The sequence below is a fragment of the Paenibacillus lacisediminis genome, assembly GCF_046567315.2.
This window is the reverse complement of record NZ_JBKIAX020000003.1, coordinates 532,980-551,449: the sequence shown is the minus strand read 5'-3', so window position 1 is coordinate 551,449 and position 18,470 is coordinate 532,980. Positions and strand designations below refer to the sequence as shown.

Annotated in this window: 18 protein-coding genes; 15 read left to right on the top strand and 3 right to left on the bottom strand. The window is 54.2% G+C overall.

Features of this window, described 5'->3' with window-relative positions; translation table 11 throughout:
• The first annotated feature begins 13 nt into the window (after positions 1-13).
• The 13 genes from ACLD72_RS08700 (at position 14) to ACLD72_RS08640 (ending at position 14,064) form a co-directional block, all read left to right on the top strand.
• Positions 14-1,393, top strand: a complete 1,380-nt coding sequence (locus ACLD72_RS08700; RefSeq protein WP_410999160.1) for a cyclic-phosphate processing receiver domain-containing protein — start codon at positions 14-16, stop codon at positions 1,391-1,393.
• A gap of 192 nt (positions 1,394-1,585) precedes the next feature.
• Positions 1,586-3,094, top strand: coding sequence for a protein kinase domain-containing protein (locus tag ACLD72_RS08695; RefSeq protein WP_410999215.1), 1,509 nt, complete (start codon positions 1,586-1,588; stop codon positions 3,092-3,094).
• A 16-nt stretch (positions 3,095-3,110) separates the two neighbouring features.
• The gene (locus ACLD72_RS08690) at positions 3,111-4,010 is read left to right on the top strand and encodes an SAF domain-containing protein (protein WP_410999158.1); all 900 of its coding nucleotides are present in this window, start codon (positions 3,111-3,113) and stop codon (positions 4,008-4,010) included.
• A gap of 21 nt (positions 4,011-4,031) precedes the next feature.
• The gene (locus ACLD72_RS08685) at positions 4,032-4,598 is read left to right on the top strand and encodes a hypothetical protein (RefSeq protein ID WP_410999156.1); all 567 of its coding nucleotides are present in this window, start codon (positions 4,032-4,034) and stop codon (positions 4,596-4,598) included.
• A gap of 146 nt (positions 4,599-4,744) precedes the next feature.
• Positions 4,745-5,608, top strand: a complete 864-nt coding sequence (locus tag ACLD72_RS08680; protein WP_410999154.1) for a hypothetical protein — start codon at positions 4,745-4,747, stop codon at positions 5,606-5,608.
• Positions 5,609-5,655: 47 nt separating this feature from the next.
• Positions 5,656-7,491, top strand: a complete 1,836-nt coding sequence (locus ACLD72_RS08675; protein WP_410999214.1) for an ATPase, T2SS/T4P/T4SS family — start codon at positions 5,656-5,658, stop codon at positions 7,489-7,491.
• Positions 7,481-9,568, top strand: a complete 2,088-nt coding sequence (locus ACLD72_RS08670; RefSeq protein ID WP_410999152.1) for a hypothetical protein — start codon at positions 7,481-7,483, stop codon at positions 9,566-9,568. Before ACLD72_RS08675 ends, ACLD72_RS08670 begins: the two co-directional genes overlap by 11 nt.
• A 22-nt stretch (positions 9,569-9,590) precedes the next feature.
• Positions 9,591-10,079 carry an ABC transporter permease gene (locus ACLD72_RS08665; RefSeq protein WP_410999150.1) on the top strand — a complete coding sequence of 163 codons (489 nt, stop codon included), beginning with the start codon at positions 9,591-9,593 and terminating at the stop codon, positions 10,077-10,079.
• Positions 10,080-10,101: 22 nt separating this feature from the next.
• Positions 10,102-10,563: a hypothetical protein gene (locus ACLD72_RS08660; protein ID WP_458475711.1), complete on the top strand. Its 462-nt coding sequence runs from the start codon at positions 10,102-10,104 to the stop codon at positions 10,561-10,563.
• A 13-nt stretch (positions 10,564-10,576) separates the two neighbouring features.
• Complete coding sequence (locus tag ACLD72_RS08655; RefSeq protein WP_410999146.1) at positions 10,577-11,131, top strand: hypothetical protein; 555 nt, start codon at positions 10,577-10,579, stop codon at positions 11,129-11,131.
• Positions 11,118-12,119, top strand: coding sequence for a hypothetical protein (locus tag ACLD72_RS08650; protein WP_410999144.1), 1,002 nt, complete (start codon positions 11,118-11,120; stop codon positions 12,117-12,119). The genes ACLD72_RS08655 and ACLD72_RS08650 overlap by 14 nt, the downstream gene beginning before the upstream one ends.
• 97 nt (positions 12,120-12,216) lie before the next feature.
• Positions 12,217-13,272 carry a ThiF family adenylyltransferase gene (locus ACLD72_RS08645; protein ID WP_410999142.1) on the top strand — a complete coding sequence of 352 codons (1,056 nt, stop codon included), beginning with the start codon at positions 12,217-12,219 and terminating at the stop codon, positions 13,270-13,272.
• 114 nt (positions 13,273-13,386) lie between these two features.
• Entirely contained in the window at positions 13,387-14,064 is a 678-nt protein-coding gene (locus ACLD72_RS08640) for a response regulator transcription factor (RefSeq protein ID WP_410999140.1), read from the top strand.
• A 67-nt stretch (positions 14,065-14,131) separates the two neighbouring features.
• Here ACLD72_RS08640 and ACLD72_RS08635 read toward each other — a convergent pair whose 3' ends face one another.
• Positions 14,132-14,641: a C40 family peptidase gene (locus ACLD72_RS08635; protein WP_270619417.1), complete on the bottom strand. Its 510-nt coding sequence runs from the start codon at positions 14,639-14,641 to the stop codon at positions 14,132-14,134.
• Between the two features lie 260 nt (positions 14,642-14,901).
• Entirely contained in the window at positions 14,902-15,543 is a 642-nt protein-coding gene (locus tag ACLD72_RS08630; RefSeq protein WP_410999138.1) for a thiamine diphosphokinase, read from the bottom strand.
• 139 nt (positions 15,544-15,682) lie between these two features.
• On the opposite strand from ACLD72_RS08630, the gene ACLD72_RS08625 reads away from it, so the two are divergent.
• Positions 15,683-16,354, top strand: a complete 672-nt coding sequence (locus tag ACLD72_RS08625; protein WP_410999136.1) for a trimeric intracellular cation channel family protein — start codon at positions 15,683-15,685, stop codon at positions 16,352-16,354.
• Positions 16,355-16,447: 93 nt separating this feature from the next.
• Here ACLD72_RS08625 and ACLD72_RS08620 read toward each other — a convergent pair whose 3' ends face one another.
• Positions 16,448-17,176, bottom strand: coding sequence for an alpha/beta hydrolase (locus ACLD72_RS08620; RefSeq protein WP_410999134.1), 729 nt, complete (start codon positions 17,174-17,176; stop codon positions 16,448-16,450).
• A 194-nt stretch (positions 17,177-17,370) separates the two neighbouring features.
• Between ACLD72_RS08620 and pdhA the strand changes: the two genes are divergently transcribed.
• Complete coding sequence (gene pdhA, locus ACLD72_RS08615; protein WP_410999132.1) at positions 17,371-18,438, top strand: pyruvate dehydrogenase (acetyl-transferring) E1 component subunit alpha; 1,068 nt, start codon at positions 17,371-17,373, stop codon at positions 18,436-18,438.
• Positions 18,439-18,470: the final 32 nt, after the last annotated feature.

Sequence of the window (18,470 nt, the reverse complement as noted above, 5' to 3'; positions counted from 1 at the left end):
AGGAAGAACAAACTTGATTCATTTATATATGGACGATTTTCGCCGATGTCCGCAAGGGTTTACGCTAGCGCGCACTGTCGACGAATCTCTGGAATTGCTGCGATTAACGGAGGTAGACATATTATCGCTGGATTACGATATGGGACCTGGGGAGAAAAACGGCACGGACATGGCGGCGGCCATGGTTCGGGAAGGACTGTTTCCGCGGGAAATTTATTTGCATACGTCCAGTATTTCCGGAAGAAAAGGCATGTACGAAATTTTGTACCCGAACAAACCGGAGCATGTGCTGCTGCATAACGGACCGATTCCCTTCGAACGGCTCGATGAGATCGCCCGGCATTGCCAGGTGCCGCCTCAATCCAAATGGATTTGCACGGCCAATCACGGCTTTGCGCCATATGCTCAGGAGGAACTCCGGCGGACGTTCGGCAGCGTTAAAAGCACAATCCTGCTCCCCGGCGAAGTGTTTGCCGCTACCCTGCAGAAAGCGGTTGAGGAAGTCGCCGAACAGCTCGCCGCAGCGCCCCCGGTATTTCTTCGCCACGCTTTTTTGGTCGATTGGGAATGGTGCCCCGGCGAGCAAGCGGACGCCAACCGGAACGGTTGGCTGCCGGCGCTGCGCAAGTTTCTGCTGGGCGATTTCCGGCTGCCCGGCGCTCGCGTCGCCGTACAAACGCGCAAATCGGAGGACGGCCTGTGGAGCGGTACGGCCGGGGAAATGAAGGATGCGCTGCAAAGCGAACTGAAGGATTTGGCCGGCACCGAGTTTGTCGTCCGGGACGCGGATTGGGTGATTTCCGTGTTTGCCGGCAGCGACCGGGTATATGCGGGCGTGGCTCGCCCGGAGGACAATCTGTCCGACTGGAACGGCGGAGCCATCCGCTTTCAGAAAGAAGAAGGGCAAATTTCGCGGGCCAAGTTCAAGCTGCTGGAAGCGGAAGCGACGTTTGGCATCCCGTTTGCGTCGTTTCGCGAAGCGCTTGATATCGGTGCAGCCCCGGGGGGGTGGACCTCCTTTTTGCTGGAACGCGGGCTTAACGTGACGGCGGTCGATACGGCAAAATTGCACCCTTCTTTACTGTCATCGCCCAAGCTGACTTTTTTGCAGCGCAACGCCGACAGCGTAAAGTTCAAGGAACATCAATTCGATTTGCTCGTATGTGACATGAGCTGGAGTCCAAAGCTTACGGCCGAGCTGGTAACGAATCTGCTGTATTCGCTTGTTCCGGGGGGAACGGCGATCGTAACGGTGAAGCTGATGCACAAAAAACCGATGGCTTTGATTCAAGAGGTCACAGGCATGTTCCAGGAGGCAAGGCTGCAGGTGCAGCGGGCGAAGCAGCTGTTCCATAACCGCGATGAGATTACATTATATATGATTAAATATTAACGACATAAAATAAATGCACTTCAAAAAAATGCTTTACATTTGATGCCAACCTGTCCTATAATAATTCCAAAATTATACAATGACCGCGAAGGGAAAGTATCCCGTTTCGCTGCCTTTGGCCTTACGGCTGAAGCAGTGAGATGGGGCCTTTCCCTTTTTTGCGTCTGGAAAGGAGGGTTTGAGTTGCCTTTTGTGCCGCAGTTGGCTCCCGGAGATTTGCTTGCCGGGCGTTATTCGATTGAGCGGATTGTCGGCCAGGGCGGGATGAGCCGGGTGTACCTTGCTTCGGATTTGAAGCTGCCGGGGAAAGTTTGGGCCGTCAAGGAAAGCTTCGCGGCACCGGGGTTTAAAGTGCCGGTAGCCCAGGAGGCCGAGCTGCTTATTTCGCTGAACCACCCGAGCCTGCCGCAGATCGTTGATTTTATCCAGGAAGACGGTTCGGGATATTCGTATATCGTGATGGATTATATCGTAGGAGAGCATCTGGACCGTTATGTGAAAGCGCGCGAAGGACGTGTTCCGACAGAAGTGTTGATCCGGTTCGGCCTGCAAATCGCCGAAGGGCTGCATTATTTGCATACGCATCGCCCGCCCGTCATCCATCGCGATGTGAAACCGTCCAATTTACTGGTGGACGGCAAAGGGCAGATCCGCTTTATCGATTTCGGCATCGCCCGCACGTATGCGGCGGACAAAGCCGAAGACACGATTCAGCTCGGGACGGTGGGCTTTGCGGCCCCGGAGCAATACGGTGGACGTCAAAGCGATGGACGCGCCGACTTGTATTCGCTTGGCGCGGTGCTGCTGTATTTGGGAACGGGCTGTAAATACAGCGTATGGACGCAGGAGGCGGAGGAATGTCTGCGGAGGCAAGGGCACGTTGGGCTGCTCCCGGTTCTGGAGCGCCTGCTTCAGCAGCGGCCGGAAGCGCGTTTTGCTTCGGCGGAAGCGGCCGGCGAGGCGCTGCGGGAAGTGCTGCGGGCGCACGCGGACGTATCAGACGCAGCCCCAACGGCTTGGGAGAGACCGCCTTCTGGCGGCCAGCCTGCCGCCGGAGGGAGGACGGCGGTCATCGCCGTCATCGGCGCGTCGCGTGGAGTGGGAACGACGCACACGGCGATTGCGCTGGCCCATGTGCTGTCCCGCAGCGCCAAAAAGATCGCGATCGCCGAAATGGAGGCAACATCGCCGGCTTTTCAGCGGCTTGCCCGAATCGCACTCGGAGAGTCGTCGTCCTCAGCGGCCCGGCAGTTTCGTATCGGCGGCGTTCAATACGTCAGGGCGCCTTCGCGAACCGAATGGATCGAGCTGCTGACCGGCGGTTACGAGTATCTCGTTTGCGACCTGGGGACCGGCCGGCAAAAGGAACAGATGGAGGAGTTCAGACGTGCCGATTTGTCCCTTGTCGTCGGCTCGGCCGCCGCATGGCGGGCGGAGGAGCTGGAGCGGTTCGCCGAAGCGGCCGGTTTGGCCGGGAAATGGCCGTCCGCATGGAAATTCTGCGTCCCTTTGGCATCGGCATCCGCGGTAAAACGGCTCGCCAAAAGGCTGCGGACCCGCGGCGTGTACGCCATCCCGGCGGAGCCGGATCCGTTTGAGCCCGGCGAAGACATAACCGTGGCGCTCCGTGATCTTTGCGGCAGCCTGCTGCCGCGGCCGAAGCGGAGCGGCCGGAGCTTTCTTGCGAAGCAGAAAATGTAGGTAAGGAGATGAACGAATGTCAAGATTGAGACAGAAAACGAAGCATTTGATCTGGGCCGGACTCGCGGGAGCAGCGGCCATGGGCTTGATTTTCACGGGGTATGCCGTATATCAGGGGAAGCAAAATCAATCGGCCAAACTTGCGTTACAGCAGAAATATGAAGCGGAAATCGAGACTTTGCAGAAAGCAGCGAACCGCGCAACGATCAGGGGATGGGTGCCGGCCAGCGAGATTCCGGCAGGGCATCCGATTAAAGCGGACGACATGAAGGAGGTCGAGCTGCCGGCCGACAGCGTCCCGGCCGACGCCATCAAGTCGAGAGAGGATATCGCCGGCAAGATCGCCAAGATCACGCTCCGGCCGTTTACGTTATTGACGGAGACACTGCTATATGAGGAGGCGCCAACGACGGATGATTTGCGCTGGCGCGAAATGAGCTTCGTTTTGCTTCCGGGCGCCTTGAAGAATAAAGATGTCGTCGACATCCGCATTCAGTTCCCGACCGGGCATGACTATATTTTGCTATCTAAGAAAAAGATCGAGGCGCTGGCCTCCGGAACGGTGACGTTGACGCTGGGAGAGGCGGAGATTTTATCGCTCTCCAGCGCGATCGTCGACGCTTACCTGCATAAAGCATCCATTTACGCGCTGACCTATGTCGAGCCTTATTTGCAGGACAAGCCGACGCCGACTTATCCCGCAAACGGCGCGGTGATGCAGCTGATCAAAAAGGATCCGAACATCGTCCGGGAGGCGGAGAACGCCTTGAACGCCGCCGCGCGGGAAAGGCTGGAGAGCGACCTGGTCTCGATGTCCCCGCGGCAGGCTGCGGAATTCGCCAGCAGCAACCTAGAAGCACAGGAGACGCTTAAGAATGAAACACCGGCCGAAGAAGACAGCTTCCAATTGAAATAGAGGGACAGGAGGGATGAAGAAATGAAGCGCTGGGTATTTATCGGAAAAAGCGACAAACGGGATCTGCTGCTTTATTTAAGCAGCGCCTTAACGGCCGCGGGGCGGAGCGTGCTGCTGGTCGATGCTACGGAGGGCGGCAAATACCGTTATTCGATCGGAGGGATTCAGCCGATCCTGCCGGTGACGGAGTTTTGCGGGTTTGACGTGGCGGCGGGACCTCAGGCGATCCGGCTGCTCCAGAACGCTGCGGATGGGAGTGAAGGAATGACGGCCAAGGATTACGATTGCGAATTAGTTGATTTGGAAGCTTTATACGCTGTGACGCCGGACATATTCGCTTCCGCCAATGAGGTGGTTTTGGTCACTTCCTTTGACCGTTATGAACTAGAATCGACCGCCCGGTGGCTGCGTTGCCTCGTGAATTTGCGGCCCGAGCTGCGGGGGCTGCGCGTGCGCCCGGTTTTTACCCGAACGGTGGACAACTGCCTCAGCACCGACTATATTCTCGGTTTTATGGACGATATTGGGTTCCAGTGGCATGAGGAGGAAATCATCATTCCGTGGAATGAGTTGAATTTGGCTGTATAGCTGGAAAATGAACATGCGCACCGGCTGCGCATGAGCCGCTTATCCCGCTCTTATAAGCGTGCGCTGCGCCAACTGCTCAGCGGGTTGGCCGGCTTTGAAGCGGGAGCGGCGAAAAGGGCGCTGCGCCGGGCGGAAAGGAGACGCGCATGAGCAGAATTTTGTTTTGGGATCCCGGGCACGGGAGTTCGGCGAGCGTTGCCGCAGCGTGCGCCGTCACCATGGGGCTCCATTACCCGCACCGCGTGCTTTTGTTTAATGAGGGGCGCCATGGCAGCGGTGTGGAGGAGGGGCTCTGGGCGGGAAGCCGCTATGCTCAGGAAGCTGTTTCGGGAGAAAAAGGCATTTTGGACTCGCGGCTTAACGAATACGGGATCGAAGCGCTGCTTCGCCTGTCGGACAGCGGGCTCCTCACGAAAGCGAATTATGCCGATTACACGCTGCCCGTCATTCGCGGCCGCCTTGATCTGGCGACAGGCTTTCGGGCCGGCGGTCTCCACGGTACGCCCGGGCTTAGCGAAGGGCGAGATCTGTTAGAGCTGGCAATGGCCGCGGAACGGAGCTATGACCTTGTGCTGAGGCACGCCCCGCGGATACGAGAGCTGCCGGAGGCGCTGGCCGGCAGCGAAGAGGAGATTGTGGTGGCGGTACTGCAGCAGCGGCGGGCGCAGCTGGATGATTTTTTTGCCGCGCTTGCGAAACAAACGGTGACGAGCCGCCGCAAACTGTGCGTTGTCCTGGCTCCTTACGATTCGGACTCCGGCTTGAATCTGGCCAATCTGAAGCGCCGCTACCGCCGTGCCCTGCCGGTCTTCGGCATTCCTTACGACACCGAGTTTGCGAACGCGTGGAACGATCGGGACATCCTGTCGTTTTTTCGCCGGTACAGACTGCTTCCGAAGCGGGGCGGCTCGCGGGAAGCCGTGCTGGCAAGCTGCCGGGATTTGAGCCGGAATCTGCTCGAACTTACGGGAAAAGCGGCGGCACAAGCAGCTCGCGTGAGGGGGGCCTAAGCTTGAACGACAAAGTCGTAAACCTGCTGCTCATCGCTCTCATTGTAATGTTAGGGCTGCTTTTTTTATGGGTGAGGGCGCGTACTGTCACAGGCGGACCTGGTGTTTGTATGGCGAACGACGACCGCTATTCGTTTCCCGCGCTGATCGAATACGTGAAGCGCAGCTTGCATGAGCTGAGCCGTTCGCACGCCAATGACTGGGGAGTGGGCGAAGAGACCTGGAACCGCCGGGTCAAAGCGCGGGGCGAACTACGCAAGGCGCTGCGGGGATGTACATACGGGGACGTGCAGGATAAACGGTACGTGAAATCCTTCATCAAGGATTTGCTGGCCCGCGGTTACGGGATTGGGGAAGACGATATCGACCGGATTATTCCGTTCGACGACAGGGACAAACTGACGGCGCAGGACCGCTTTGACATCGTTTTATACTTGTACAAGCTCAGCTTCGGGACCGATGGATTGTCGAGGTTGATTGAAGAGTACAGCCTGGATGAGCCCAAAGCTCCCAAAGCGGAGGAAGGGTCGTTTGTTTATGAGATCAGCGCTGAGGATATGGACCGCATTTTTTACCGTGAATACCGTTTCTTGACGTTCCGGGAAAAGCTCGATATCGTCGTGCAGCGCATTTATCAGGCGTACAAAGGCTTTTCCGTCGTGGACGAGCTGCTGGGGCAGCGGATTGACGGAGTGAGCGGCGGCGTCAGCGGCATCCCCGCGCATATGGCGATCACACCGGAAGCGGGCGGTCAGGATGCAGGGGCGGAGGCGTTTGACCCAACTGGTGCGAATGGGGAAGAAGTTTCCCGTTCCTGGGACAGCGTATGGATTTTTCACAAAGGCAAAAGCGTGCGGCTTTCTTTCTTGTCGTTTGGCAGTGAAGCCGAGTTGAAGCGGGTGTGCCAGAACATTTACAAATTTAATTTGCCGGGCCAGCTGTCCGAAGCGAACGGCTTTAAAGTCAACGAGATGAAGGACGGTTCGCGGATCGTGGTGGTTAGACCGCCGTTTGCGGAGTCGTGGGCGTTTTTTGTGCGTAAATTCGATGTGAAAAACGCTGTGCTGGAGCAGCTTATTCAAGGGGGAAATTCACCGCTGCCCGTAGAGCTGCTGAAATTCCTCATGAAAGGAAGCCGCATCACCGCAATTACCGGTTCGCAGGGCTCGGGCAAAACGACGCTGCTGATGGCGCTCGTCAAGCATATTTACGCCTCCTATACGCTGCGCGTTCAGGAGATGTCTTTTGAGCTAAATTTGCGCAGAATCTATACCGGCAGAAATATTTTGAGCTTCAGGGAGACGGATTATGTCAGCGGCCAGGCGGGGCTGGATCTGCAGAAAAAAACGGACGGCACCGTAAACATTTTGGGCGAGGTGGCCACGGACGAGGTCGCCGCTTGGATGGTGCAGATGGCACAGGTGGCGAGCCTGTTCACCCTGTTTACGCATCATGCTAAAACCTTCCGCGATCTGATGGAATCGCTGCGGAATTCTTTGCTGAAAACCGGCGTGTTCCGCGATGAACGCGTAGCGGAATTGCAGGTCGCCTCGGCGATCGATTTCGATGTGCATCTACGCCGGGACATGGCCGGGAACCGGTATATCGAGCGGATCACGGAGTGCTGCCGGCCGGACGAAAGGGATGAGGGCGAGCTGGACGGGGCTGTTGAAACGGGGAGCGGACTAACCGATGAAGCGATGGTGTACCGCCGCGGTTACTCCGAGCGGGTGATCGTTGAATACCGGGACGGTGCTTATGTTGCCGTTCAGCCGATCTCAAAGCGCTCCCGTGAAGCGATGATCCGCGAGATGACGCCGGAGGACGCAGCTTCGTTCCGCCAGTTTGCGGAGGCGTATTGGGGGGAGAAGATTGGAGCTTAAATCGGCGCTTATCGCCGTGATGGGAATTTCACTGATTGGTTTTGGCTTGTTGTATGCGGCCGGCCGCTTAATCGGCTCACGCGAGGAGGTGTTGGGGCTTGAGGAAGACGTGTCCGGCAAGGCTGGCCGGGGAGCCAGGGACAGCTTCGTTCGGGCCTTATCCGCCTTTGCGATGCGATCTTATGCAATATGGATGAGGCTGCCGCCGCTTCGGCATTATGCTTTGAAGATCCGCAAACGGCTGGCTCCGGTTCACAGGTTAGATGAGTTTGAACTCCGGCGCGAAACGATGAAATTCGCTTATTTCTCCGCGGGCACGTATATCACCGTCATTGGTGTTCTGGCGGTATTTAACCCTAATTGGATTTTCGTGTTGTCGCTGCTGATCGCCGGGGCGGTCATTCAAGGCGTGCTGCTGGACGGGTACGTAAACAGGCAGGAAACCAGGCTTCTTGAACAGATGCTGGATTTTTTTGCCGCTGTCCGCCATGCCTATCACCGCCACGGCATGGTTGCCGACGCGATCGAGGAGGCGGAGGAAAACACCGCACGGGAGATCGGAATTCACGCGCATATGATCGGCGAGGCGCTGACGGACGCAAACCCGGACGAAGCGCTGGAGAAATATTACGAAACGGCGCCCAACCGTTTCCTGAAAGCTTTTGCCGGCATCTCCAGACTGGTGCTTGAATACGGGGACCGCAAACGTGCGCAGGGTTCTCTGTATTTGCGGGGAATAGCAAGCTTGACCGGAGAAATCCAACTGGAACTGATCCGCAAAAACCGGCTGGATTATTTGCTGAAAGGGCTGCATGTGATTGCCTTGATGCCGGTTTTCTTTACGAAACCGGTGGAGGTGTGGGCCAGAAGCCAATTTCCGCTGATGGATCAGTTTTATTTAAGCAAAACGGGGATGGCGATCAAAATCGGGCTGTTCTTGATCATCCTGCTCTGTTACCTGCTGCTGCAAAAGTTGAAAAGCGAGGAGGAAACGGCTTACCGCGCCGGGGAGGCCAAGGTTCCCTGGGAAGCCCGATTGCTCAAGCTGCGCGGGCTGGGAACGCTGTGCCGCTGGTTTGTGCCGCGGCCTGCCACGGAGACTTACCACAAACTCACCCGGCTGCTGAAGGATACGAACCATACGCTGCCTGTCGAGCTGTTCCAGATGAGGCGCGTGGCTTTATTTGTTAGCGGTTTGTTGTTTACGCTGGTTGCCGTTTTTACGCTTCACCATTTGTCGCGGCAATACATTTTGCTCGAGCCTCCGGCCGGAGCCGTGTTTTTTGGCTCGCTTACGAAGGAAGAGACCCGCGAGGCCCGCGTTCAAGCCGAACTGGATGCCCGGGTGATGAAACAGCTGGATATGGCCGGAAATGCCGAGGTTGATAAGGTTACCGAATTAGCTGCGTCGGTGATGAGCCGCGGGCGTACGGCCCCAACCCGCGAAGAAATATCCGCAGTCGTCCAGCGGGTCCAGGGCAAGCTACAGCGCTGGAACGATGAATATCTGAAATGGTGGGAGCTGCTGCTTGCGCTTCTGGTTGGCGGGGCCGGATATTATTTTCCCCTCTGGACGCTGATGTTTCAGCGCAGCATGCGGTTGATGGACATGCGGCATGAAGTTTATCAATTTCAGACGATGATCGCCATTTTACGGGAGCTGGAGCGAATTTCGGTGGAGGAAATTTTGGAGTGGCTGGCTTCCTATGCCGTCATTTTCAGGACGCCGCTGCAGAAATGCTTGCTGGATTACGGCCACGGGGCCGAAGTTGCCTTGGAGGAGCTGAAACGGGAGGTGGTGCTGGAGGAATTCCAGCGGCTCGCGGACAAGCTGCTGCTGGCTTCGGAAAAAATCACGATAGCTGATGCGTTTGACGATTTGGACAGCGAGATGTCCTATCATTTTGAACGGCGGCGGCTCGATTATGAGAAGTCGCTTGAGGTGAAGGCAGGATTTGGCCGAATGATCGGGTTTGCGCCCATGTATTCGCTTGTGTTTGCGTATCTGGTGATTCCGCTCATTTGGATGAGCTTTCAGCAAATGGGCTTGTATTTTGAACAAATTCAAAAATTATGAAGAACCAAGGAGGACTGTACTTATGAATAACGCTTCATCCGCTTTAAAGGTAGCTGCCGGTATTTTCTTGACGATCGCTTTGATTACGATTGTGGTCATTTTGTTCGTTTCCGCCCAGGAAGCGACGAAAACCGCGCAAAACAATTTCTCCGACATTCAGACGGAGCTGTCCCAGGCCTCGTTTACGGTGTACGACGATACGACGATCAGCGGTTCGCAGGTGACGAACGCGCTGCGTAAATTCCAGGACCGCGACCAGTTCGGCGTCCAAGTAAAAACAGGGAAAAACAGCGTTGGGGAATGGTACGGATACATTTTGAACATCGGTTCGTCTTCATCGAGAGATTACGGTTCGGTCTCGAGCAAAAGCAATGCGGACATCAGCGATACTTGGGATGAAGAGCTGGATGAATACGTGAACCCCAGCGGTAAATTTAAGGCCCAGGTCGTCAAGGATAACTCCAATGTCGTGCGCGGCCTTATATTTACGCAAACGACGGTAAACCGTTGATCGTGGGCCGGTCGGACAGATGATGAACCAGGCAAAAAGCATGATCTGGCTGCTTCTCTCCGTATCTCTTTGCCTGACCGCGGCCATGATCACGTTAAGTTTTGCGGAGCGGCAGGATTTTGCGTTGGAGCAGTTGGCGGCGCAGACCCATGTTCAGGAGCGGAGCGTGTTTTCTTTGGCTGGCGGCATGCTTGCGAAAACGTTGGACGCTTCGTCCGATTCGGCGGACGCCGCGCTGGATTGGACGGAAACTTACTCCGGCCTAAGTTTGCTCTACGGCCTGCAGCAATGGGTGGAGCTTGGTGTGCCGATCGTGGTGGAGGGCCGGCGGTTTGCGGCCTTGACCTGGGATGAACCGGCCGAAGCTCTGGAACAAAGGCGGAGGGAGACGCTGTCGTTGCTTGACCTGCAAGGGGAATACGAAACCCGGCGTGAATACGATGCCGACGGTCAGCTGGCGGAGCTGATGTTCACAAAGAAATAAGGGAGCGATCGACATGACCAACGCTTTGTCCAAAATCACGTCCGCACTGCTGGCCGTCCTGCTGCTGTACTTGTTTCCGGCTGTTCAGACAGCTCATAGGGAAGAAGATATCCGTTACCTGGCGGCTTATCATGCCCTGACCGAGTTTGCCGATGCGGTTCGTACGAAAGGGTATATCTCACCGGTGATGTACGAGGAATTTACCCGCAACCTGGAAGCCGAAGGTAATCTTTACGATATTGAGCTTGAACACCGGCATAAAAAATATCACCCCGAATACGGCGATCCGGCCGATCCGAATACGTTTCAAGGCCGGTTTACCGTCGTGTACGACGCCTATTACACTGAAGAGATCTTGGGCGTTCTGTTTAGCGAGAACCGGGCGGCAACCAGTGAGGAACAAGTGAAATATACGCTGCAGGCGGGAGATTTTTTCAGCGTTACCGCAAAAGATCGATCACGTTCACCGTATGATGTGTTGTCCGAATTTTTGTATGGAACCAAGGCAGCACCGGTCTACAAAGACGTGTTGACCTACGGGGGTATGGTATTAAATGAAGATTACTGATTGGGCAGTCGTGTTTGTGCTCATCGTCAGTCCGTTCCTTTGGCTCGGCAGCTTGCATGCCGAAAATATCCGCGAAGCGGACATGCTTGAAATGCGGTATACAACGGCGCTGAGAACGGCCGCCCAGGATGCCGGCAGCGCGCTGAACCTCAATGAGCTCCAGCAATACGAAAGCGGGTACGGTTCGCAAAAATGGATGCGCGCCGATAAGGATCAGGCTCTTTCCGCGCTGCTGCAAAGCCTGTACATCCATTTCGGGATGGCGGATGACCCGCTGGCGCAGCAGGCTTTGCTGGTATACATACCTGCCATTGTCGTTATGGATTACGACGGGTATTCGATTTATGCAGCGGCGGAGTCGGCCGCAGCGGACGGTAGTCCGGTGATGACGCACCGTTGGAGCCTCAAGAAGCCTTACGTATATGCGGACGCCCATGGCAATGATATCTCTTTCACGTTAGACCGGTATATAACCGCCTACGACTCCGGTTTGGATGAATGGGCGGACGGACAGCAAACCGAGCTGAAATCGGAGCTAACGATTCCGCTCCTTCAAGATGATGAGCAGTTTGATCAAGTGCGGCGCCAGACCATTGTGCGCAGCATCGAGGAGAATCTCGCCAAGGTAATTCATCGGCATAATGAGTTTGCCCTGAAAAAAGGCGTTCATTATACGTTCACGCTGCCGGTCATTCCGCAGGAGGAATGGAACAACACGCTGGACGACGTTGGGGTGCTTGTATTCCTGCAAGGCATTCCCATCGGTGACCGCTACTACAACAACTATGCGTTGGGTGGCGGACGCCTTGTGAGAAGCACTGCCGTGCTTGGCGGAGTGAATACGGGAAACGGGCTTAAGTATTATTTTCGGGACAGCTGTCCGGAGGCGAACAGTTCCGTGTATAAGGTGAGCGAGGTGTTCCCCGGAGAACGGGAGGCGGCTGCTAAAGGTTATTTTCAAGCGAAATGCTTCAGCTCAGGGTTGTAAATTCTATGGATGGCAGATTCCCTAAGTTACAATCCGCAGCCTTGATGATAAAATTGACTATATATACATTCATGCGGATTATGGGGAGGATACCTTCATGAAGATAGAGGATACCACGGCACCAGGCGATAAAGCCGACCGCTATTCGCGGCAAAAGCTTTTTGCTCCGATCGGCGCTGCAGGCCAGGATATGCTGGGGAAAGCGAAGGTGCTGATCATCGGGGCGGGAGCGCTCGGGACCGGAATCGCCGAAGCGCTCACAAGGTCCGGGGCGGGGCATGTCGTTATCGCCGACCGCGATTATGTGGAATGGAGCAATTTGCAGCGGCAGCAGCTGTTTTCGGAAGCGGATGCCGCCGCAAGAGTGCCAAAGGCGGTCGCGGCGCGCGAGCGGCTGAAGGCGATCAATAGCACGGTTGAGATCGAGGCGTTTGTGACGGATGTGGGACCGGAAGAGCTGGAGATGCTTATCCCCGGTGTCCATCTGATTATGGACGCGACGGACAACTTTGATACACGGATGATGATCAACGATATTTCACAAAAATACCGGGTTCCGTGGATTTACGGGGGCTGCGTCGGCAGCTATGGCATCACGTTTACGATTTTGCCGGGAGTAACGCCTTGCTTGAACTGTTTGCTCGGGACGATCCCCATGGGCGGCGATACCTGCGATACGGTTGGCGTTATCCCTTCGGCGGTTCAAACGGTCGTGGCCCATCAGACGACGGAGGCGTTAAAGCTGTTAACCGGGCATCCGGAAGCGCTGCGCGGAACGTTGTTGACCTTTGATTTGTGGCGCAACGAACAAGCCTCCATCAAGGTGGCCTCCGCCAAACGGGAAGAATGTCCTTCCTGCGGTGCGCATCCCGACTTCCCGTACTTATCCGCGGCGAGTCACCGGAAAACCGAAGTGCTCTGCGGCAGGGATACGGTTCAGATCCGGCCGGCCCAAAAGCGGAAGTTGAACCTGCCCGATATGGCAAGAGCGCTTAGCCGTCTGGAAGAAGGCAAGGTTGAAGTGAATCCTTTCCTGCTGTCCTACAAGATCGGCGAACGTCGGCTGGTATTGTTCGAGGACGGACGGGCTCTGATTCACGGCACGAAAGATCCGGTTGAAGCCAGGCGGATCTATGACCGCTATTTGGGGTAGGCCGAGGACCATTCCAAAACCCCATTCCCCAAGGACCTTTGGAATGCTTTTTGCGCAGAATGACCATCTTATAAGATAGGGTTGGCATTTGCAGGCAAGGTGGTTGGGGCTAAAATGAAAAGGAAGGTGCTGTTGTCCTTGGCGGATTCTTCCGCAGGGGAACGGTTAAGATTAGGGCTGGAAGAGGCAGGGTATGAAGTCTCGCAGCATCGGAACGGAAAAGGTACGCTCCGTTATCTGGAACAGGAGTTTCCGGACCTGGTGCTGTTGGGAGCGGATTTGCCGGATATGTCCGCGGGGGAAATTTTGCAGCAGGTTGGCCGTTTTGCGGCCTACCCGCTCATCCTCCTATTACGCGACTGGAGCACGGATGAAGTCGTGACCGGGTTTGCCGCCGGTGCAAACGATGTCGTAAGTATTGACGTCCCGATCGCCGAGCTGTATGCTCGAGCCGGGCACTTAATCGCGTTGTTCAAACGGATCGGGGACGGCTCGCTTACGGAGTTGAGCTACGAGGATTTACGGATGGAGCTGAAAAGCCGCAAAGTGTATCGTGGGGATGAGGCGATTAGGCTGACGCCGAAAGAGTTTGATTTGCTGCTGTTTTTGTTAAAACGGGCAGGCAAAGTATGCGGTAGGGAGATGATTTTGCAGCAAGTGTGGGGTTACGATTTTGCCACCGGCACGAACGTAGTCGATGTATATATTCGTCATTTGCGCAAAAAAATCGATCGCGGGCAACCGCAAAAATTGCTGCATACGGTGCGCGGAACGGGATATATGCTGCAATGAAACGACAAAAATCCCGGCAGAGAGACTGCCGGGATAAAGGGTGAATTGTACTGATTCGATCAAAAGTTTACAGGACGCGGCGGGCTTTCAGATAAGTTCTTTTCCAGTTTCCGGAGTTCAGGTCGGAAATCGTAACACCCGGTTTACCGTACGTGTGCAGAATTTTACCGCCTCCCATATAAACGGCAACGTGCGTCACGTTATGGCCGTTCGCGCGGCTGCCGCTGGAGAAGAACACCAGGTCGCCGGCCTTCAGGTTGGACTTGGAAACCGCATAACCTTCCTTCGATTGAGCAGCGGAAGTCCGGGGCAGGTTAACGCCGTACTTTTTAAAAATGTACTTCATAAATGACGAGCAATCAAAAACTCTTGTTGTCGAAGTAGAAGCGCCAAATTTGTAAGGCGTACCCATAAATTGTTTTCCGAAGTTAACGATTTGAGTTCCTTTCGAAACAGCATTAGCTGTTGCCGACTGAGCTTGTACAGGTTCAGCCCCGCTAGCAAGCAGAGTGCTGAAACCGATGGTGGACACGATGCCAACCGTCAATACTTTTTGGAATATGCTGCGCATGTTCATGTTGTATACCTCCAAAGTTATTGTTTTTCAACCGGTTCGTAGAGAAGTATAACAGAATTGTTACCTCCCAATATGTGGTAGAAGCTCCTAATAACCTGGTAGATTCATAGTTTGATGGCCTTTATTAAAAAAACATTAAAGTTTACAAACTATTAAGAAAAAGAGGCGAGACTTGGCGAATGCAAATAAAAAAACCTTGATTCATCAAGGTTTTTTTACATATATGTAAGCAATCAAAAAGGTTACAAAATTGTTTTCGTTTAATCTTTACTTTGCATAATGAGCAAGAGACCGCTTGAAATCCGGACGATTCCTTCGGGACCCGTTAAACGGTTGCTGACGCCCAGTGATTGTCCTATGCTCAAGCTGGCATTTTCCAGGGGGTACAAAAAACCAGTGAGCGTTATCCCCGTCACTTCAGGGGTAAACGGGAGGAGGGAAACGTAAGTATAGCCGCGGTCCATTATCCGGCACTCGGAATCGGTTAACGTTATGTAATTGTGCTTGTCCCAAATGTCGGTGCGAATCTGTTGCTGCAGGCCGCGCAGCATCATATGCACGTTGGCGAGCGTATGGTCAAGCCTTGTCCCGATGACGCCGGTCATCAAGATTTCCGCAGGCTGTTGTTGCAATGCCAGGTCATAGGCCAGCTCGGTATCGGTCAAATCTTTGTCGATAGGATCGCAAGCGATGAGCTTCATACTGTTCTCTTTGATTTTGTCCAGCTCTCCGGGACTGACGGAATCGAAATCCCCAACCGCCAGGTGCGGCCGGATTCCCTGTTCTACCAAAAACAACGCGCCCCGGTCGGCGCCGATCACCACATCATCCGCTCGGATATCCTTTATTACATCAGGGTCGATGCGTCCGCCCGCAAAAATGAGCACTCGCTTTCCAGTCATTTCTTTTCTTCCTTTCTGGTTGAATCCCTTGTTCATGTAGTATAATTCAAATTTGAGGGTTGCACAATTTTGGTGCAAAGGCCTAAAATGGATGATGCAGGCATAAGGGCGAAAGAGAGGGCAGAAGAGTACAAAAGAGATGCACATATTTGACATTTTCAGCATCATCGGAACCATCGCGTTTGCCGTGTCGGGAGCGTTTGTGGCGATGGAAGAGGAGTACGACATCCTGGGCGTTTTGGTGCTTGGTTTGGTTACGGCGTTTGGCGGGGGAATCGTGCGCAATGTGCTCATTGGCATACCGGTAACGACGCTGTGGGGGCAAAGTGATTTGATTTTGCTCGCGGTGTTGTCCGTGCTGGTAGCTTTTATTTTGCCGCTTCCCTGGATCAGGCATTGGAAAAGGGCGGAGGTGTTTTTTGACGCCATCGGCCTGTCGGCCTTTGCCATTCAAGGGGCGCTGTATGCCACGGAAATGAAGCACCCGATGAGCGCGGTGCTCGTAGCGGCGGTGCTTACTGGGATCGGCGGCGGAATTATCCGCGATTTGCTTGCCGGACGCAAACCGCTGGTGCTGCGCGATGAGATTTACGCGGTATGGGCGATGCTGGCGGGGCTTGCCGTAGGCTTCGGATTTTTCAAATCCACACTGGAATTGATCCTGCTGTTTACGATTGTCGTATTTTTTCGTATGTTATCCGTTCATTACAAATGGAAGCTGCCGCGCCGGTCGCTTAAAGCGCACGAAACGCCGGCCGAGCTGCCGAAAGGCGAGCGTGTCGCCGCTTCCGGATCGGTTCATCGCAATTAAATAAAAAAACAACCAGAGGCTGTCCGAAGTAGTTTCTACTATATTAAGACGGCCTCTGTTGTTTGGGATCGGCGCCCGTTTGTTTTGCAAGCGCTATTTTAGGAAATGGACCAGAGCTCCGGGAAGCTCTTGCTGCCAAAAGCCCCATAAATGTTTGCCGTCTTTTTCGGCATAAACGATCTTGGCTCCCCGTTCCTCAAGAAGCGCTTTGGCCTTGCGATTCAATTCGACGAAATTATAGGTCCCCGTGTCGGTTGTATAATGATCCTCCTGCAGTCCGACGACCATGAACAAGGATAGGTAGGACAAGTTCGTTTCTTCGGTGAGCAGATTCAGGGACGGTTCATAGTACGCGCCGGACAAGCTGATAATTTTGGAAAACAGTTCCGGGTTTTTCATAGCGAGGTGGAGGGAGACGGTCGCCCCCAGCGAATCGCCGGCCAGAACCCTTTCTCCGCGTTCGCGCCGAACCGGATAATTCCGCTCAATGAAGGGAATAATTTCTTCCGTAAAACAGCGGGTATAAGCGTCAAAACGGTTGCCGAACGGGGCGTATTCCTCGGTGCGCACTTTCGTATCCACTTCTACGCCAACGATGATAAACGGATCGATTCCTTCGTCGAGGATCAGCTGATTAGCGTGCGTGGCGATGCGTCCGAAATTGAAAAACTCTTCGCCATCCTGACAATATACCACAGGATAACTCAAAATTTCGTTGTACCCGGGAGGAAGGTAAATACGAAGATATCGTTTTTCCCCCAAGTAGGTGCTGTCGATTTCTTTCTTAATAATGGTTCGTTTCAAATAGCGCGAATCCGTCATGCTTCTACACGCTCCTTGTCATGATAGGTTAAATGGAATTTGTGTTATATTAATTTGAGAAAACTGTTATATAAACAAAAATAAAAATATGACACAATTCTCCTTAATTCCTTTGACTTTCAGAATGAAACAGGAGTATAATAATTCTATAACAGAGGAACAAGATAATCAAATTTTTAGTCGAGGTGAAAAAAATGAGCAAGATTCCTTATGAAGTATATACGGAGGAAGTCGAAGCTTTGTCCGTGCTGTCACCGGCCGGTGAAATCGTTAACAAAGATAAACTGCCGGAGCTCTCCGACGATCAATTGAAAGAACTGATGTACCGCATGGTATTCACCCGTACTTGGGATGAACGCGCCATTAACTTGGGCCGTCAAGGCCGCCTTGGTTTCTACGCTCCGGTATCCGGACAAGAGGCGACGATGGTCGGCAGCGAATTTGCCTTGGAAAAAGACGACTTCGTCTGCCCGGGCTACCGCGATATGCCTCAGCTCGTATGGCACGGTCTGCCGCTGTATCAAGCTTTCCTGTATTCCCGCGGCCATCAGCATGGCGGACAAATTCCGGAAGGCGTTAACGTACTTATGCCTCAAATCATTATCGGCGCGCAAGTTTTGCATGCCATGGGCATCGCTATGGGCTACAAATTGAAGAAGCAAAAACATGTGGCCATTACTTATACGGGTGACGGAGGTTCCTCCGAAGGCGACTTCTACGAAGCATTGAACTATGCTGGCGCCTTTAAGCTGCCGGTCATTTTCTTTGTGCAAAACAACGGTTACGCGATTACGACGCCGTTCTCGAAACAAACCGCTGCTTTATCCATTGCGCATAAGGCGATCGCAGCCGGGATTCGCGGCGTGAAAGTCGACGGCATGGACGTGTTTGCCGTAATTGCGGCCGTTCGCGAAGCGGCTGAACGCGCGCGCAACGGGGAAGGCGCTACCCTGATTGAAGCGGTAACTTACCGTTTCCGTCCGCACTCCCTTTCCGACGACACTTCCAAATACCGGACAAAAGAAGAAGAAGGGGAATGGAGCGAAAAAGATCCGATTGCCCGCCTTGCCAAATATTTGGAGAAAAAAGGTCTGTGGTCCGAAGAAGATACGGCTCGCGTAAAAGACGAAGCCAAAGCGACCGTTAACGAGCAGATCAAAAAAGCGGAACAAACGGAAAAAATGACGATTCCTGGCTTGATCGACAGCATGTTCGAGAAAACGCCGAAGCATCTGGAAGAGCAAAAAGCCGATTTTCAATAAGGTTAACGTCTAATCTAGTCAGATCGTTCTAA

Bases quoted from the DNA above. Each gene is read 5' to 3' on its own strand.
- ACLD72_RS08690 (WP_410999158.1), top strand. From the start codon at position 3,111: ATGTCAAGATTGAGACAGAAAACGAAGCATTTGATCTGGGCCGGACTC.
- ACLD72_RS08685 (WP_410999156.1), top strand. From the start codon at position 4,032: ATGAAGCGCTGGGTATTTATCGGAAAAAGCGACAAACGGGATCTGCTG.
- ACLD72_RS08680 (WP_410999154.1), top strand. From the start codon at position 4,745: ATGAGCAGAATTTTGTTTTGGGATCCCGGGCACGGGAGTTCGGCGAGC.
- ACLD72_RS08675 (WP_410999214.1), top strand. From the start codon at position 5,656: ATGTTAGGGCTGCTTTTTTTATGGGTGAGGGCGCGTACTGTCACAGGC.
- ACLD72_RS08665 (WP_410999150.1), top strand. From the start codon at position 9,591: ATGAATAACGCTTCATCCGCTTTAAAGGTAGCTGCCGGTATTTTCTTG.
- ACLD72_RS08660 (WP_458475711.1), top strand. From the start codon at position 10,102: ATGAACCAGGCAAAAAGCATGATCTGGCTGCTTCTCTCCGTATCTCTT.
- ACLD72_RS08655 (WP_410999146.1), top strand. From the start codon at position 10,577: ATGACCAACGCTTTGTCCAAAATCACGTCCGCACTGCTGGCCGTCCTG.
- ACLD72_RS08650 (WP_410999144.1), top strand. From the start codon at position 11,118: ATGAAGATTACTGATTGGGCAGTCGTGTTTGTGCTCATCGTCAGTCCG.
- ACLD72_RS08645 (WP_410999142.1), top strand. From the start codon at position 12,217: ATGAAGATAGAGGATACCACGGCACCAGGCGATAAAGCCGACCGCTAT.
- ACLD72_RS08640 (WP_410999140.1), top strand. From the start codon at position 13,387: ATGAAAAGGAAGGTGCTGTTGTCCTTGGCGGATTCTTCCGCAGGGGAA.
- ACLD72_RS08635 (WP_270619417.1), bottom strand. From the start codon at position 14,641: ATGAACATGCGCAGCATATTCCAAAAAGTATTGACGGTTGGCATCGTG.
- ACLD72_RS08630 (WP_410999138.1), bottom strand. From the start codon at position 15,543: ATGACTGGAAAGCGAGTGCTCATTTTTGCGGGCGGACGCATCGACCCT.
- ACLD72_RS08625 (WP_410999136.1), top strand. From the start codon at position 15,683: ATGCACATATTTGACATTTTCAGCATCATCGGAACCATCGCGTTTGCC.
- ACLD72_RS08620 (WP_410999134.1), bottom strand. From the start codon at position 17,176: ATGACGGATTCGCGCTATTTGAAACGAACCATTATTAAGAAAGAAATC.
- pdhA (WP_410999132.1), top strand. From the start codon at position 17,371: ATGAGCAAGATTCCTTATGAAGTATATACGGAGGAAGTCGAAGCTTTG.